This window comes from Pandoraea anapnoica, assembly GCF_902459765.1.
Lineage (GTDB): Bacteria > Pseudomonadota > Gammaproteobacteria > Burkholderiales > Burkholderiaceae > Pandoraea > Pandoraea anapnoica.
Genome location: NZ_CABPSP010000012.1, coordinates 52826 through 69283, shown reverse-complemented (window position 1 = coordinate 69283; position 16458 = coordinate 52826). Strand labels below are relative to the sequence as shown.

Annotated in this window: 13 protein-coding genes; 3 read left to right on the top strand and 10 right to left on the bottom strand. The window is 63.2% G+C overall.

From position 1 onward, the window contains the following. Positions 1–63: 63 nt before the first annotated feature. The 6 genes from rbfA to scpB all read right to left on the bottom strand — a co-directional run bounded on the left by rbfA (position 64) and on the right by scpB (position 9205). On the bottom strand, positions 64–510 hold the full coding sequence (gene rbfA, locus PAN31117_RS18925; RefSeq protein ID WP_174991028.1) for a 30S ribosome-binding factor RbfA: 447 nt from the start codon (positions 508–510) through the stop codon (positions 64–66). Positions 511–593: 83 nt separating this feature from the next. Next, a complete protein-coding gene (gene infB, locus PAN31117_RS18920; RefSeq protein WP_150739568.1) occupies positions 594–3560 on the bottom strand; it encodes a translation initiation factor IF-2 in 2967 nt (988 codons plus the stop codon). An 80-nt stretch (positions 3561–3640) separates the two neighbouring features. Next, positions 3641–5116: a transcription termination factor NusA gene (nusA, locus tag PAN31117_RS18915; protein ID WP_150739567.1), complete on the bottom strand. Its 1476-nt coding sequence runs from the start codon at positions 5114–5116 to the stop codon at positions 3641–3643. Then, on the bottom strand, positions 5113–5571 hold the full coding sequence (gene rimP, locus PAN31117_RS18910) for a ribosome maturation factor RimP (protein WP_039398892.1): 459 nt from the start codon (positions 5569–5571) through the stop codon (positions 5113–5115). Before rimP ends, nusA begins: the two co-directional genes overlap by 4 nt. Before the next feature lie 364 nt (positions 5572–5935). Next, positions 5936–7669, bottom strand: coding sequence for a pseudouridine synthase (locus PAN31117_RS18905; protein ID WP_442417694.1), 1734 nt, complete (start codon positions 7667–7669; stop codon positions 5936–5938). 258 nt (positions 7670–7927) lie between these two features. Continuing rightward, the gene (scpB, locus tag PAN31117_RS18900; RefSeq protein WP_150739565.1) at positions 7928–9205 is read right to left on the bottom strand and encodes an SMC-Scp complex subunit ScpB; all 1278 of its coding nucleotides are present in this window, start codon (positions 9203–9205) and stop codon (positions 7928–7930) included. A gap of 338 nt (positions 9206–9543) precedes the next feature. Between scpB and fnr the strand changes: the two genes are divergently transcribed. Both fnr and PAN31117_RS18890 read left to right on the top strand, forming a co-directional pair. Then, positions 9544–10290, top strand: coding sequence for a fumarate/nitrate reduction transcriptional regulator Fnr (gene fnr, locus PAN31117_RS18895; protein ID WP_150739564.1), 747 nt, complete (start codon positions 9544–9546; stop codon positions 10288–10290). Between the two features lie 309 nt (positions 10291–10599). Beyond that, a complete protein-coding gene (locus PAN31117_RS18890; protein ID WP_150739563.1) occupies positions 10600–11034 on the top strand; it encodes a YybH family protein in 435 nt (144 codons plus the stop codon). Positions 11035–11091: 57 nt separating this feature from the next. On the opposite strand, the gene PAN31117_RS18885 is transcribed toward PAN31117_RS18890, so the two are convergent. Continuing rightward, positions 11092–12012, bottom strand: a complete 921-nt coding sequence (locus tag PAN31117_RS18885; protein ID WP_150739562.1) for a LysR family transcriptional regulator — start codon at positions 12010–12012, stop codon at positions 11092–11094. Positions 12013–12152: 140 nt separating this feature from the next. Here PAN31117_RS18885 and PAN31117_RS18880 point away from each other — a divergent pair, with 140 nt between their 5' ends. Further along, positions 12153–13169: a zinc-binding alcohol dehydrogenase family protein gene (locus PAN31117_RS18880; protein ID WP_150739561.1), complete on the top strand. Its 1017-nt coding sequence runs from the start codon at positions 12153–12155 to the stop codon at positions 13167–13169. 150 nt (positions 13170–13319) lie between these two features. Here PAN31117_RS18880 and PAN31117_RS18875 read toward each other — a convergent pair whose 3' ends face one another. The 3 genes from PAN31117_RS18875 to PAN31117_RS18865 all read right to left on the bottom strand — a co-directional run bounded on the left by PAN31117_RS18875 (position 13320) and on the right by PAN31117_RS18865 (position 16263). Further along, entirely contained in the window at positions 13320–14159 is an 840-nt protein-coding gene (locus tag PAN31117_RS18875) for a competence/damage-inducible protein A (RefSeq protein ID WP_150739560.1), read from the bottom strand. Between the two features lie 105 nt (positions 14160–14264). Beyond that, positions 14265–15191, bottom strand: a complete 927-nt coding sequence (locus PAN31117_RS18870) for an EI24 domain-containing protein (RefSeq protein WP_150739559.1) — start codon at positions 15189–15191, stop codon at positions 14265–14267. A 76-nt stretch (positions 15192–15267) separates the two neighbouring features. Next, positions 15268–16263, bottom strand: a complete 996-nt coding sequence (locus PAN31117_RS18865) for a YVTN family beta-propeller repeat protein (RefSeq protein WP_150739558.1) — start codon at positions 16261–16263, stop codon at positions 15268–15270. Between the last annotated feature and the right edge of the window lie 195 nt (positions 16264–16458).

Genomic DNA, 16458 nt, shown 5'->3' with positions numbered 1-16458 from the left:
GCATCGCAGGACTACCGGGCGCGCTTGGCGTTGGCCCGGCAGGCTGCGTCGTCAACGGACGGCTTACTTGCCGTCGTCTTCCTTGTTGCTGCCGCCATGGTCGCTATCGACGTTGTCACCGTCCTCGCCCTCGGCCGCTTCCGCATCTTCCTTCGCGCGGGTCGCGTTGGCCGTGTCGATCAGACGCGACATCTCGATGGCACGTTCGATCGACTGATCGAAGTGGAAATGCAACGTCGGCACCGTGTGGATGTGCAACCGCTTGAACAGCAGATTGCGCAGGTAGCCAGCCGCTTCATTGAGTGCTTCGCCGGTCGCTTTCGGATCGCCGGTGAGCGTCGTGTAAAACACTTTCGCATGCGCGTAGTCGGGCGTCACTTCCACGCTTTGCAGCGTGACCAGACCAATGCGCGGGTCCTTCACTTCGCGTTGAATCAACTCCGAAAGATCACGCTGGATCTGATCGTTGATGCGAAGATTTCGACCGGGAACGCCACGTTTCTTTGCCATAACAAACTCGCTAGTAATGCAATGGCCCACGCCACCGGTTTCCCGGCTTGGTGGGCCATTCCACATCTGTTGTGCAAATCGCGTTACAGCGAGCGCGCAACTTCCGTGATTTCAAACGCTTCCAGTTGGTCGCCTTCCGTAATGTCGTTGAAGTTCTTCACCGACAGACCGCACTCGAAGCCTGACTTGACTTCCTTGACGTCATCCTTAAAGCGCTTGAGCGAATCGAGCTCGCCCGTGAAGATGACCACGTTGTCGCGCAACACGCGCACATGCGACGAACGCTTGACGAAGCCGTCGAGCACCATACAACCCGCGACCTTCCCGATCTTCGGCACGCTGAACGTCTGGCGCACGTCGACGAGACCCGTGATCACTTCCTTCTTCTCCGGCGCCAGCATGCCCGACATTGCCGCCTTCACCTCATCCACTGCGTCATAGATGATGTTGTAGTAGCGAATGTCGATACCGTTCGACTCGGCCAGCTTGCGGGCCAGTGCATCGGCACGCGTATTGAAGCCGATGATGACCGCCTTCGAAGCCGTTGCCAGGTTGACGTCGCTTTCGCTGATGCCACCGACCGCAGCGTGCACGATCTGAACACGCACTTCCGGCGTCGAGAGCTTGTTGAGCGATTGAGCCAGTGCTTCCTGCGAACCCTGGACGTCTGCCTTGATGATGAGGGGCAGCGTCTTGACTTCGCCTTCGGCCATCTGCTCGAACATGTTCTCGAGCTTCGCGGCCTGTTGCTTGGCCAGCTTCACGTCGCGGAACTTGCCCTGACGGAACAGCGCGATTTCACGTGCCTTGCGTTCGTCCTGAACCACCAGCACTTCTTCACCGGCGCCCGGCACTTCCGACAGACCCTGGATTTCCACCGGAATCGACGGACCTGCGTCCTTCGTGTTCTTGCCGGTTTCGTCGAGCATGGCGCGAACGCGACCATAAGCCTGACCTGCCAGTACCATGTCGCCACGCTTGAGCGTGCCCGACTGCACCAGAATCGTGGCGACCGGACCCTTACCCTTGTCCAGCTTCGCTTCGATCACGATGCCCTTGGCCGGAGCTTCCACCGGTGCCTTCAACTCCAGCACTTCGGCTTGCAGCACCACGTTCTCGAGCAGATCGTCGATACCCGTACCGGTCTTGGCCGACACCGGCACGAACGGCGAATCGCCACCGTACTCTTCCGGCACCACACCTTCGGCCACCAGTTCCTGCTTCACGCGGTCCGGGTTGGCTTCCGGCTTGTCGATCTTGTTGATCGCCACCACGATCGGCACACCAGCCGCCTTCGCGTGAGCGATCGCTTCCTTCGTCTGCGGCATCACACCGTCGTCCGCCGCGACCACGAGAATCACGATGTCCGTTGCCTGTGCACCGCGAGCACGCATGGCCGTAAAGGCCTCGTGACCCGGCGTGTCGAGGAACGTCACCGTACCGCGCGGCGTGTCGACGTGATACGCACCGATGTGCTGCGTAATGCCACCGGCTTCGCCCGACGCCACCTTGGCGCGACGGATGTAGTCCAGCAGCGAGGTCTTGCCGTGGTCGACGTGACCCATCACGGTCACCACCGGCGGACGCGGCAGCGCTTCGCCTTCCGTTACGTCGTTGCCGAGGTCGAGCAGCGTTTCCGGATCGTCCAGCTTGGCGGCGATCGCGCGGTGGCCGAGTTCCTCCACCACGATCATCGCCGTTTCCTGATCGAGCACCTGGTTGATGGTCACCATCTGGCCCATCTTCATCATCAGCTTGATGACTTCAGCGGCCTTGACCGACATCTTGTGCGCCAGATCGGCAACGCTGATCGTTTCCGGCACGTGCACGTCGCGCACCACCGGTTCGGTCGGCGCCTGGAATGCATTGCGATCGTCCTGCGAATGACGGTCGCCACGACGGCCGCCACGGCCACCGCCACGCCAGCCATCCGAACCGCCGCTCGCGTCGCCGCGGGTCTTCATGCCACCGCGCTTGTTACGGTTGTCCGTATCCTTCTGCCACGCGCCCGGCTTCTTGTCCTTCTTGTCCGCTGCGCCAGCCGTCGTCGACGCCGGTGCGGCAGTCGGCTTCTTGTCTGCCGGTTTTGCTGCGGCACCTTCCGGCTTGGCAGGCTTGTGCAGCGTGCCCTTGGCGGCATCCGCCTTGGCCGGTGCGGCCGCAGCAGGTGCCGGCTCCGGTGCCTTAAGCACACGGCGCGGGGCGTTCATCATTTCGCGAATGGCACGCGCTTCGGCTTCCGCCGCAGCACGACGCTTGCGAATCGCCTCCTCTTCGGCACGAGCCTTGTCGGCAGCAGCGCTCGCCTTTTCGGCGGCAGCGCGGGCTTCCTCGCTGGCCTTGCGGGCCTGCTCGCGCTCGGCGTCGGCCTTGGCAGCCGCAGCCTTGTCGGCTTCCGCTGCCTTCTCGGCGTCGGCCTTGGCGACCTTGTCGGCTTCCTCGCGGGTTTGCTGCGCCTGCTTTTCGGCGTCTGCGTCGGCCTTGGCTTCCGCCTTGGCCTTCTGCTCTTCCGCCGCCTTCGCAGCAGCAGCCACACGCTCGGCTTCCTCACGCACACGGCGCTCGGCAGCTTCCTTCTCTTCGCGCTCGCGACGCTCGGCTTCTTCGCGTTCCAGTTGTTCCTGGCGACGCTTCAGTTCGGCTGCTTCCGCAGCCAGACGCTCCGCTTCACGGCGTGCGTCTTCCTCACGCAGACGAAGCGCTTCGTCTTCCGCGTTGGCAGCGGCGTTGTCCGCGCCTTCGGCGACGTCGTCACGCTTGACGAAGGTGCGCTTCTTGCGCACTTCGACCTGAATCGTACGCGCCTTACCGGTCGCGTCGGCCTGCTTGATTTCCGAGGTCTGGCGACGCGTCAGAGTAATCTTCTTTTTGTCGCCGTCGCCAGCGCCGTGCGAACGGCGCAGGTGCTCCAGCAGACGGGCCTTGTCGGCTTCCGTCACGGAATCGTCGGCGCTGAGTTTGTCCACGCCGGCGGCTTTGAGTTGCTCCAGCAACACGCCGGCCGGCATTTTCAGTTCTTCAGCAAATTGGGCTACGTTGATGCTCGCCATTCAAACCTCTTCAAGCAAGGCCACGCGCCTTGCGGTTAACTTCAAAGTTCACTGTTCCATATGCATGCCGGGGCAGGTCATCATTGGAACCAGTGCTCTCGCGCTTTCATGATCAGGGCCTTTGCGGCTTCCTCGTCGACGCCGGTCATCTCGGTCAGTTCGTCGACGGCCAGCTCGGCCAGATCATCGCGCGTCTGAATTTCATGCTCGGCCAGCTTGGCCAGCAACTCGGGCGTCATGCCGTCAAGGCTTTTCAGATCGAGCGCAACACCCTCAACCTTCTCCTCGGTGGCAATCGCCTGCGTCAGCAGTGCGTCGCGTGCACGATTGCGCAGCTCATGGACCGTGTCCTCGTCGAACGCTTCGATTTCGAGCATTTCGTTCAGGGGCACGTAGGCGATCTCTTCCAGGCTCGAGAAACCTTCCTCGATCAGGATGTCCGCCACTTCCTCGTCCACATCGAGACGCTGCATGAACAACGTACGCAGCGTGCCGCGCTCTTCGTTCTGCTTCTCGGCCGATTCGTCCGGCGTCATGATGTTGATCTGCCAACCGGTCAGTTCCGACGCGAGTCGCACGTTCTGTCCGCTGCGACCGATCGCCACGGCCAGTTCGTTCTCGTCGACGACGACGTCCATGCTGTGCTTTTCTTCGTCAACGACGATCGACTGCACGGCCGCCGGCGCCAGCGCGCCGATCACGAATTGCGCGGGGTCTTCCGACCACAGCACGATATCGACGTTCTCGCCGCCGAGTTCGTTACGTACAGCCTGCACACGCGTGCCGCGAATGCCCACGCAGGTGCCGATCGGATCGATACGCTTGTCGTAAGCCACCACCGCGATCTTGGCGCGCATGCCCGGGTCGCGAGCCGCCGACTTGATCTCCAGCAGACCCTGCTCGATTTCCGGCACTTCCATGCCGAACAGCTCGATCAGGAATTCCGGCGCCGTACGCGAGAGTTCGATCTGCGGGCCACGTGCCGTGCGGTCCACCTTCGAGATGTACGCACGAACGCGGTCACCGATACGCAGGTTTTCCTTCGGGATGAGTTGATCGCGACGCAGCAGTGCTTCCACACGGCCCGACTCGACGATCAGGTTGCCCTTGTCGAGACGCTTGACCGTGCCCGTCATGATCTTTTCGCCGCGCTCTAGGAAGTCGGAGAGAATCTGCTCGCGCTCGGCATCGCGAATGCGTTGCAGGATCACTTGCTTAGCCGCCTGCGCACCGATACGGCCGAATTCGACCGATTCCACCGCTTCTTCGACGAAGTCGCCGACGTCGAGGGACGGATCGTCTTCCTTGGCTTCGAACGACAGAATCTGCTTGTCCGGCTCCTGCAGACCCGCTTCGTCCGGCACTACCAACCAGCGACGAAAGCTCTCGTGCTCGCCCGACTCACGGTCGATGTGCACGCGAATGTCGACGTCTTCGCTGTAGCGCTTCTTCGTGGCCGAAGCCAATGCTGCTTCAAGCGCGCCGAACACGACATCCTTGTCGACGTTCTTTTCGCGCGCGAGCGCATCGACCAACAGCAATACTTCGCGACTCATCGTTTGCGACTCCTAAAATCAATCTGCGGCACAAGGCGCGCACGGTCAATATCCGCGAGGGTGAATTCGAGCAGCGCCGGGCCGCCCTTGCCTTCGAACTCAAGGCTCAAGTTTTCGCCTTGCGGTGCCTGCAAAATGCCGCGGAACTGCTTGCGGCCTTCGAGCGGCACACGCAACGTGAGACTTATTTCGACGCCGGCAAAACGCTCGAAGTCACGCAGCTTGCGCAACGGACGGTCAAGCCCCGGCGACGACACTTCAAGTCGGTCGTAATTGACGTTCTCGACCATCAGGACGTGCGAGAGCTGACGGCTCACCGTCTCGCAGTCATCGATAGAGATGCCTTCCGGCTTATCGATATACACGCGCAGCAGTCCGCCGCCCGCGCGCTCAAGATCGACCAGCTCGTAACCCAGGCCTTCGACCGTGGTCTCGATCAGTTCTGGCAATTGCAACTTTGCTCACCCTAGAAAAACTCGCGCGCATCAGCAGCGCCCGACATGTCTGCGCGCCCCGCATGGGACGTCGCACGATACCTGCCTCGACCGTCAGGGCCGGTGTGCCTGAGTCGACACACCCACTCCCCGACGTGGCGGCATCGGCCGCGCTAAACGCTCGCGGCAAAAAAAAATGGGCGAAACGCCCATTTCTTACAGCCTCATTGCGCATGAGGTGCGCATCGCAGCAGAACGCCCGACACGCAAACCAGCTTATTCATTGATTTTATATGGTTTTGGGCCGATTTGCAACGCTTGACGCCCGAAATGCCTTAGGAACAGGCCACAGTGTCACATTGCCGCAATGCAAGATCGGCACCTTTCAGCGAGACCGGTTGCCGCCGCGATTGCCACGGCTGCCCTGGCCTCCGCCGCCACCCGTCCGGTTGCCGCCACGGCCGCGATTGCCGTTAGCGTTGCCGCCACCATAACCCCCGCTTCCGCCATTCCCGCCATTCCCGCCATTCCCGGCGTTGCCGCTGCTGTTACCGCCGCGCGACTGACCGCCGAAACCGCCCGTGCTGTTGCCACCGCCGAAGCGGCGACCTTCGCCGCGAGGCGAAGGCGTCTGCCCCGGATAGCCGCCGCTCGGACCGACAAACGCGGTCAGCGGATTGGCTCGCGGACGACGCGACTGTCCCGGCTCACGAGCGAAGACACCCAGCGCCGTTTGCATCGGATCCGGCTGACGGCGCGGCTCCTTCGCGGCACCGGCCTTACCGCCACGACCACCGTTTGCGCCATTGCGCACACCCTTTTCGTCCGACGCCGCGCCGGGCATCTTCATGCCAACGGCGGCGAACAGAGAACGCACCTGCGCTTCGTCCATCTCTTCATAGCGACCGCGCTTGAGGCCACGCGGCAGCGTCAGCGGGCCGTAACGCGTACGGATCAGACGGCTCACCATCAACCCGGCCGCATCGAACATACGACGCACTTCGCGGTTGCGACCTTCGGCCAGCGCCACGTGATACCAGTGGTTCGAGCCTTCGCCGCCGCCATCTTTCAGGCGCAGGAAGTTGGCTTCACCGTCGTCCAGCTTGATGCCATGCAACAGTTGCTGACGCGACGCTTCGGTCAGTTGCCCCACGGTACGCACGGCGTATTCACGCTCGATTTCGTAACGCGGGTGCATGAAACGGTTGGCCAGATCGCCCGACGTCGTCAGGATCAGCAGACCTTCCGTATTGAAGTCCAGACGCCCGACTGCGAGCCACTTGGCCGTCTTCATCGGCGGCAGACGGTCGAACACCGAGGTGCGGCCTTCCGGGTCGGCGTGGCTGACGATTTCACCGGCAGGCTTGTGATACAGCAACACGCGCGGCGGCTTGCTGGTGATGCGACGCTTGACGAGCTTGCCGTTGATGCGGACCTGATCGGTCGGCAAAATGCGCTGCCCGATGTGCGCCGGCTCGGAATTCACCGACACGCGACCGGCAAGAATCAGCTCTTCCATCTCGCGACGCGAACCCATACCGGCCTCGGCCAGCACCTTATGCAGCTTCGGCGCCTCGTCGTCGGGCGAGAGCACGCGACGATCGGCCGGACGGCGACCGCGCTTGGCGGCTGCGTTGTCGCCCTCGGCGTCATCACCATCGAAACCGCCGGACGTCACAAAGGCGAACAGATCGCTGTCGCCCGCATTCCCTGCGCCACCCTTGCCACCGGCACCGCTGCGAGCCCCGCCCGCCGGACCCTTGCGGCCACGACCCTGCGTCTTGCTTGCAGCACCCTGTCCGCCTTGACCACTTTGGGCACCCTGAGCGCCGCGTTGCTGACGGCCACCCGGCGCAGCACCGCCGGCCTGTGCCGGTTGCGCAGCCTGCTGGGCCTCGTCACGCTTGCCGCCACGCGGCTTGCGCGTGTTGGCACGGCCTCGCGTCTGCGCGGCCGACGGCGCACCTTCGGCAGCGGACGCCGGGCCTTGCTGAGCCTCGGGAGAAGGTTGGCCTGACGCGGCGTCCGAGCCGGCGAACTCGCCGGTGTCGTCGCCTTCGCGCTTGGCTTGCTGAGCCGCACGGCGGCGAGCGATCAGACTGCGCGGGCCACGGCGCAGACCGCGGCGCGACGCCTTTTCATCGCCGCCCTCGCCTTCCGGCGAACGCGCTTCGGCACCGGCATCGCGTGCGTGCAGGTCCTGGGATTCTTCGTTTTGTTTCAACACAACCTCATTGGAAAACGGGATCGTCGTGGGCAGGCTTGGGTCGCTGCCCTGATCCGTGTTCGCACCATGAATGCGCGGCAAAAACTTGCCGCGACTTCGTTCTTATCGCTAACGGCCCCGAAGGTGTGTGCGGCGCAGAGCGCCGCCGCCTCAGGTACCGGTGACGAGATTCTTGCCGTCCCCGTCGTTCTCGTCGTCATCCATCGCACCGGGCGTAGGCTGCCCGGCGGCGGCTTCGTTCGCTGCCGGGTCGACAGCGTGCGGGGAAACCTCTTGCGCCAACGACGCTGCGGGATCTGCCGCCTGCGTCGCACTTTCTTCCGCGCCTTCTTCTATATCGACGTTCTGCACATCTTGCGGCGAATCGTCGCCGGTAGGAACCGCAGATTCCGATACTTCGGAAAATTCCTCGTGTTGCGCGTCAGATGCCACCGCCGATTCGCTGACGATGTCATCGCCCGGCGCTTCGACAGTTGCGGCAGTTTCGGCATCACGGGTTGCCAACGACGTATCGTCCTGCCCATCTTCCTTGCTGCCCGCCGTCTCATCGGCATCGTCCTGCTCACTGACGTGCGCCGTGTTCGCGAGTTCCGCGACATCGGACGAAATCTCTGCCGATGCATCGGCGTCGAGCGCCGCGACATCGGTCGATGCCTGCACTTCGCCTTCGGCCATCACGGCGTCGAGCAGCGCGTCTTCCGACAGCGCGTCGTCGCCGACCAGTGGCGGGCGCTGGCCTTCCGGCAGCCCTTGCGCGAGCGGCAGATCGTCGGCACGCGTTTGCGCCAGACGGGCCAGTGCCTCGGCATCGGCCACCGGCGCGTCGTCCGTGGCTTCCGCTTCGCCTACTTCGCCCTCGGCACGCTCACCGAATTCGATGTTCTGCTGCGCCAGCAGATCGATCTGCGCCTGCGCAGCCGGGTCTTCCAACGGCGGCAACGCATCGAGCGCGCGCAGGCCAAGATCGTCCAGAAAGTCCTTGGTCGTCGCATACAGACCGGGGCGTCCCGGCACGTCGCGATGACCGATCACTTCGATCCAGCCACGATCTTCGAGCTGCTTGATGATCTGCGTATTGACCGTCACGCCGCGAATCTCTTCGATATCGCCACGCGTGACCGGTTGACGGTAAGCAATGATCGCCAGCGTCTCCATCACAGCGCGCGAGTACTTCGGCGGCTTCTCCGGATTGAGGCGGTCAAGGTATTCACGCATGCGCGGACGGCTTTGGAAACGCCAGCCGGTGGCCAGCGCCACCAATTCCACACCTCGGCCGTCCCATTGCACGCGGATTTCCTCGAGCAGCGCGCGCACCGTGTCACCAGACACGGCGTCATTGAAGAGCTTACGCAGATCGCCGACCTTGAGCGGCTCCTGCGCGCAAATCAACGCGGTCTCGAGGACGAGTTTCGCCTCTTGGGTATTCATGTGCGACTAAGCAGACCGGGGGCATGGCAACCCGGTATCAGGAATAAATGGATGCTTGGAACCAGAAAACGGTCGTCGATGGAAGACTACCGTTTCGCATAAGCGCGCGCCCTATTGTGTTCGGTCGTAGTGACGGCGGCGCGACCAGAATGCTTCGAAACGACCTGCCGGGAAAACGCCCACGCCGATAGTACGGCAAGACGGACGTCCGGTATGTGCGCAATTATTACTGAAACATCCACGCCCGTAAAGCGCCGTCACAAACCCGGTCGTCCCGACCAGCGAAACGACGGGTCGACGCCTCATGGTAAACTCTCGAAATAACTTCAGGGGCCTCCATGACCACCGACATCGGTCGCATTCCCGGCAACCCCATTCCGGTTGCCCAGCCTCGTTGTTCCACGTGCTCGCTGGGGCAGTTCTGCCTGCCCGTCGGCATCCCTGAGCCGGAGCTGGAACGACTGGACGCACTCGTGAGCGAGCGCCGCCGCCTCAAGAAGGGCGAAGTGCTCTATCACGCCAACGATGACCTCACCGCCATCTACGGCATTCGTTTCGGGTCGCTCAAAAGCTGCGTCACGGCCCCCGACGGCCGTGAACAGGTCGTCGGATTTCACCTTCAGGGCGAGCTGATCGGCCTCGACGCCGTGGCCGACAACCATCACCCGAGCACCGCTGTGGCGCTCGAAGACAGCGAACTGTGCATCGCCCGCTTCGGCGAGCTGGAGACGCTTTCGCGTCAGGTGCCGTCGCTGCAACGCCAGTTGCATCGCCTGATGAGCCAGGAAATCCGCAACGAGCACCAGCAATTGCTCGCCCTGGGGACGATGCGCGCCGAGGAGCGCCTCGCCGTCTTCCTGCTGAATCTCTCCGAGCGCCTGTCCGCAAGAGGTTACGCGGCCAACGAGTTCGTGCTGCGCATGAGCCGTGAGGAAATCGGCAGCTTCCTGGGTCTCAAACTGGAGACGGTCAGCCGCCTGTTCTCGCGTTTCGCGCAGAATGGGATGATCGAAATCCGTCAACGTCACGTCAAGATCATCGACGGCGTCGCCCTGCGCGAACTCGCCGGCGTGCATGACTGCTGATCCGGCTTCCGGGGGTGCGGAGCGCCCCCGCTCACACACCCCCGCCGGCTCGCTAGCACTTCCCCCACAGAACCTGGCCCCCCTCTGCGCCGCGACGTTCTCGCATTACCTATCTGTCGCCAATTCGCTACTGATCCGTTACCGATAAGCTACCGGCCGGGCGCTCCCCGTGCCTTGCGCCAGATCAAAAGGACCGACGTTCGACAAGCCCCGGCAAACGCTCCATAATCGGCGCGTTCGTCGCCCCGTCTGTCAGTCGAGGTCGACCACGCATACGACACGCGCTTGTCTCCGATGGAGGACGCCGTTATGCCCGCTGCCATATTTCTCAGTCCTGAAGACGCCGAACACGCGTTCTACGAAGCGCTGCGCGCTGGCGATACGGACTTGCTGATGGATGTCTGGTCGGAAGACGAGGAAGTCGTGTGCATTCACCCTGCGGGGCCACGGCACGTCGGCCCGGCGGCGGTCAGAGCAAGCTGGCGGGAAGTCCTCGCCAAAGGTGGCTTGCACGTAACGGCGAATCAACTTCAAGTGGCCCACAACCCGTTGTGCGCCGTTCACAACGTTCTTGAGCAGATTCAGGTCGAGCGTCACCCGGAAGCGCGCTTCGCGTTCGTGCTCGCCACGAACGTCTATCTGAAAGAAGCAGACGGCTGGCGTCTGGTACTGCATCACGCCAGCCCGGCCATCGGCCACGAGGACACCGGCTCGCAGTTGCCGAGGACGCATCGTCTCCATTGAGCAGGCCTAAATTAGTACTCGTCAGCGCTCGTCAACGCTAGCCAGTCCTCGCCGACCTTAATCCGCCACCGTCGGCCACTGCGCCTCCCAATACGGCACCGGGCTAAAGCGCGCCTGCAGGAATTCGATCATCGCCTGCGTCTTGGGCGGCACAAATACCCGGCTCGGATAGACGGCCCAGATGGCGACCTCCTCCGCGAGCGGATACGCCGGCAACACCGGCACCAGCTCTCCCCGCTGCAAGTAAGCCGCAACATCCCACGTCGACTTCAGCGCAATGCCCAACCCTGCCAGCACGGCGTCACGCAGCACCTCTCCGTTATCCGACACCAGTCGCCCGGACACGCGCACGTTCATCGGGCCACCCGGCGTCACAAACCGCCAGTCGCGCTGGTCGCCGAGCGTCAGACACTCGTGCTGCGCGAGATCGCCGGGATGCTTGGGTGCGCCATGCGCCGCGAGATACGCGGGCGACGCGCACAGCGTGCGCCGATTGGCCGCGAGCTTCCGAGCGATCAGGGTCGAATCGCGCAACGCCCCAACGCGAATCGCCATATCGACGCCCTCTTCCAGCAGATCGACGACACGGTCCGTCAATCGAAAATCCAGCGAAATGCCGGGATAGCGGGCAAGAAACTCGGGCAACGCGGGCGAAATATGCTGACGCGCAAACGACGAAGAACACGACACCCGTAACAGGCCCTGCGGCGCGGCGAATCCCTGCCCGACGCTCGCCAGCGCCTGCGCCTCCGCCGCGAGCAACGTCTGCGCCTGCGCGAGGAATACCTCCCCCTCCTGCGTCAACGCCACGCGCCGTGTCGTACGGTGCAACAGCCGGGCACCCAGCACGCCTTCGAGTTGCACAAGCCGTGTGCTGGCCGTCGCCGGTGACAGCCCCCGCTCGCGCCCCGCCGCCGACACATTCCCTAGCGCGGCGACCCGAACGAACAACGCTACGGTATCGAGGTCCAATGCCATTTGATGGATTTTCCAAAAAATCTTTTCCGCATTATCCGAATTATCAAAGCAATCGACTAGCCGTAGTCTCTCGCTATCGCATCCGGTGCGTCGCCAAATCACCCCACGCAGGCGTCGCATCCCACTTTCAGGAGAAAACGATGAAAGCCATTGCACTGACCCGATATCTGCCGATCGACGACCCGAAGTCGCTTGAAGACGTTGAACTGCCCACGCCGACCCCGTCCGGGCGCGATCTGCTGATCAAGGTCGAAGCCATTTCCGTGAATCCGGTCGACACCAAGGTGCGCGCCCCAAAGGACAAGGTCGAAGCGAGTCCACGCGTGCTGGGCTGGGACGCCGCAGGCACGGTCGCGGCCGTCGGCCCCGACGTCACGCTCTTCAAGGTCGGCGATCCCGTGTACTACGCTGGCAGCATCACGCGCCCCGGTGCGAACAGCGAGTTTCATCTGGTGGACGAACGGATCACAGGCCATATGCCCGCCTCGCTCGACTTCGCGAACGCCGCTGCCCTGCCGCTCACGACGATCACCGCTTGGGAAGCCCTGTTCGACCGCCTCGGTGTCGCACCCGACGGCAGCGACGAAGGTAAGTCGATCCTGATCGTTGGTGGCGCCGGTGGCGTGGGTTCCATCGCGATTCAGCTCGCGCGACGTCTGGCCAAGCTCAACGTCGTCGCCACGGCCTCGCGCCCGGAGTCGGACGACTGGTGCCGTCAGCTCGGCGCGCAACACGTCATCGACCACTATCAGGACATGCCGACTCAGCTCAAAGCGATCGGCCTGACGCAAGTCGACTTCGTACTGTGCCTGAACGACACCGATACGCACTTCCCGGCGATGGCCGAAGCCGTCGCACCGCAAGGCAAGATCTGCTCGATCGTGGAGAACGCCGGGCCGCTGGAAATCGGCCTGCTCAAGAGCAAGAGCGCCACGTTCGTCTGGGAGTTCATGTTCACGCGCGCCATGTACGAGACGCCGGACATGATTGCGCAGCACAAGCTGCTGACCGAAGTCGCCCGTCTGGTGGACTCGGGCACGCTGCGCACAACGGTCGGCCAGGTCATCGGTCCGATCAACGCCACGAACCTGCGGCGCGCCCACGCGCAACTCGAAGGCGGACGCACCATCGGCAAGCTGGTACTAGCCGGGTTCTGACGCGAGCGCCGGGCGTCATGCCACGCGGCGGACCACTCCCGTCAGGACACCGCGCAAACGAAAACGGCGCTTGCCCGCGAAGGCAAGCGCCGTTTTGGCGTTTATCGGGCGTTTGTCAGACGTCCATCAGACACCCTCAGCGCACCGCCATCACTTGGCGGACGGCACCGTGCCCTCCGGCAACGCCACCGCCTCGGCGGGGTGGATGAACTCGCCACCGAGCGCCTTCACACCGGCGATCAGACGCTCGAAAGCTGCGCCGACCAGCGACGGGTCGCCCTTCACGCCGAGATCGATGTGGCGACGCGCATAGATCGCGCCGCGCTCGGCGTCGCCCACGCTCGGCAGGCTGAACACCTTGATGCCGTCGTACTCGGCCTCAATGGCTTCCATGAGCGGCGTGAGCGTCGATTCGGCCAGTCCGAAGACCAGCACCGAGCGTTCGGTGTGTTTCGTCAGGTGATGCAGATCAGCGTAATACGTGTCGAGCGCCCATGCCATCATCGGCCACGCCATCACCGGGAAACCGGGCATGAAGTGGTGTTGCTCGACGGAGAACCCCGGAATCTTGTTGTACGGATTGGGCAGTATGCGCGCGCCAACCGGAAATTCGCCCATCTTCAGACGATGACGATTGTCGGCCTGCGTCATGTCGGCGCGGCCGTCCGGGCTCGTGTCGGCGATGCGCTCCATGATCAACGCCTCGGCTTCCGGCGTGAGCACCAGCGGCACGTTGAGCGCCGCCGCCGCGCATTGGCGCGTGTGATCGTCCGGCGTGGCGCCGATGCCGCCCGTCACGAAGACGATATCGTCGCTCGCGAACGTACGGCGCAGCGTGGCGGTAATACGCGCCGGATCGTCGCCCACATACTCTGCCCAGCCGAGCTGCATGCCGCGCTCGGCGAGCAATTCGATGAACTTGGGCAGATGCTTGTCGTGACGGCGTCCCGAGAGAATCTCGTCGCCGATGATGATGATGCCGACCGCCATGATGCTTCCTTTTCTCTTGTCGTCAGACCGTGGGGGCCCCGGGTGCCCCGGGTGATAGTGCGGCGCTGCCCGGCGGCAGCGCGCAGTGTGACGATTGTGCCACTTTCAGGGAGAACCGTTCGGCGAGCCCGACGACTCGGACGGCCCCTGCGGCAGCGGCGGCAGATCCTCGCTCTCCGGCTGCGGTGAACCCGCCTCGGGCAGCACGGTCGCGGCGAAGGTCGGTTCCCGATGCGCGTCCTCAGCGCGCATGCGCGACAGTGCGCGCAGGCAATAGTGGGCAAACCACAGCGCGGAGAACACGAAGATCACTACATAGAGCCAGATCGCGAGCAGCGCAATGACCGGGAACAGCACGATCATGACGACGGACGACACCCACAGCAGGGTCGGCAGCGAGCCGAGCAGCCCTGTCGCCACGCCGATCACGAGCAACGGCAGACGCTTCTCGCGCACCAGCCGACGGCGCTCCTCCGGACTCGCGTGATACGCCAGCGCGTCGTACGTCATCACGCGGTACGTCAGCCAGCCCCACAGCAATGGCGGCACGATGGCGAAGAATGGCGGTACGAGCCACAGCGGCAGCGTAACGAGGGCCGCAATCAGGAAGACGAGCGTCGCGCCGAGCGATTGCCCGAGGCTGCCCCAGAACGAGCCGCCCTGACGCGCCTCAAGATGAATGAAATGCCGCCGCGAGAGATGACGCAGCACCGCGGGCATCGACCATCCGGCAATGAGCAGCAGTGCGGTGACGACAATCAGCGGGACGAGCAGCGCAACGAGAATGAACGGCGCGAGCGCCATGCGCACGCTGTCGACGCCGAAATAGCCAAAGAAGCGGTAAATCCACTGCGTGAATTCCCACTGTTCGAGCCAGACGCGAAGGAAATCGGTGAACGGTTCCCATCCGAACCAGATCACGGCGCCCCAGAGAAGACCGGAGACGATGAAGGGCATTGCGGTGAGCCACAGCATGCGGGGATGCAGCAGGCTCACGAGCGCGCGGCCAAGCGCGCGAAGTATATCGTTCATGCAGTTGCGGTACGAACCGGTCCGGGTGTCTGAGCGACGCCCGGACGGTCAGGCCTTGGAAAGTAAGGTCTTGATGTTACAGCACCGGCGCGCGGTCGTAGAAATAGATCCCGTGGGGCGAGCGTCCGACCGGAATGGTGTTGATCAGCTTGCGCGACGCCAGATCGATGATGCCGACCTTGCGCGCCCAGCGGAACGTCACCCAAAGCTGCTTCTTGTCGGCGGTCAGTTCCATATCGTCCGGCCCCGGCAGCAGCCCGGTGATGTTGCCGACGTTGGTCAGCGAGTCCTGATCGATGATGCTGATCGTGCTCGACACGCGGTTCGAGATCAGCACGTGCTTTCCGTCGGCGAGCGACCGGAAGTTGTGCGCGCCCTTGCCCGTCGGAATCGTCTTCACGACCTTCTGGTTGCGCCAGTCAACCACCGCAGCGTAGTCCGCACCGGTCATGCCCACGAGCAGGTACTTGTCGTTCGGCGTGAGCCACACACCGGCCGGGCTATCGCCGACCTTCATCTTCCAGATCACCTTCTGGGTCGCCAGATCGATGGCGGCGACTTCGTTCGATTCCTGCAACGAGATGAAGACGAGCTTGCTGTCCTGCGTGAACACCAGGTGGCTCGGCATCTTCTTGATGGGAATACGCTGCGCCACGCTCAGGTTCTTGCCGTCGAAGCGATAGACGTCCACCCGGTCCAGACGCAGCGCGTTCGCCACGAACCACTTCTTGTCCGGCGAAAAGCCGATCTGGTACGGATCTTCGATGTTCTCGATCTTGCGCTGAATCTGCCCCGTCTTCGGGTCGAGGAAGACGAGATTGTTGCCGACCGAGTTGGCAACGATGAGCGACTGGTTGTCCGGCGTGGCCATCAGGTGATGCGGCTCTTTGCCGACCGGGAACGTCTGAATGACCTTCTGCGTGGCCTTGTCGATCAGGCTGACGCTTGCGTCGGCCGAATTGAGCACAACCACGACGTTGTCGGGCGTCGGCGTTGCAGCCCGCACGGGACCGGCCAGCGCCGCCAGACCGAAGGAAGCCGCCAGACTGGCAGCGATCAGAAGTTTGCGCATTACGGAGTCTCTCGAAAATCGCTCGGAAAAGTCCCGCTATTGTAGGCCGGGAACGCCCTGCCGACCCGCATCCTGCGGACTTTTTTGATCAGGCGAAACACAATTCCAACACTTCATGACACAACGCAAACTACCGCAAACTGTCGCGAAGATTGGATACAAAAATGGCGTCCGGCAAAACTGCCGGACGCCATC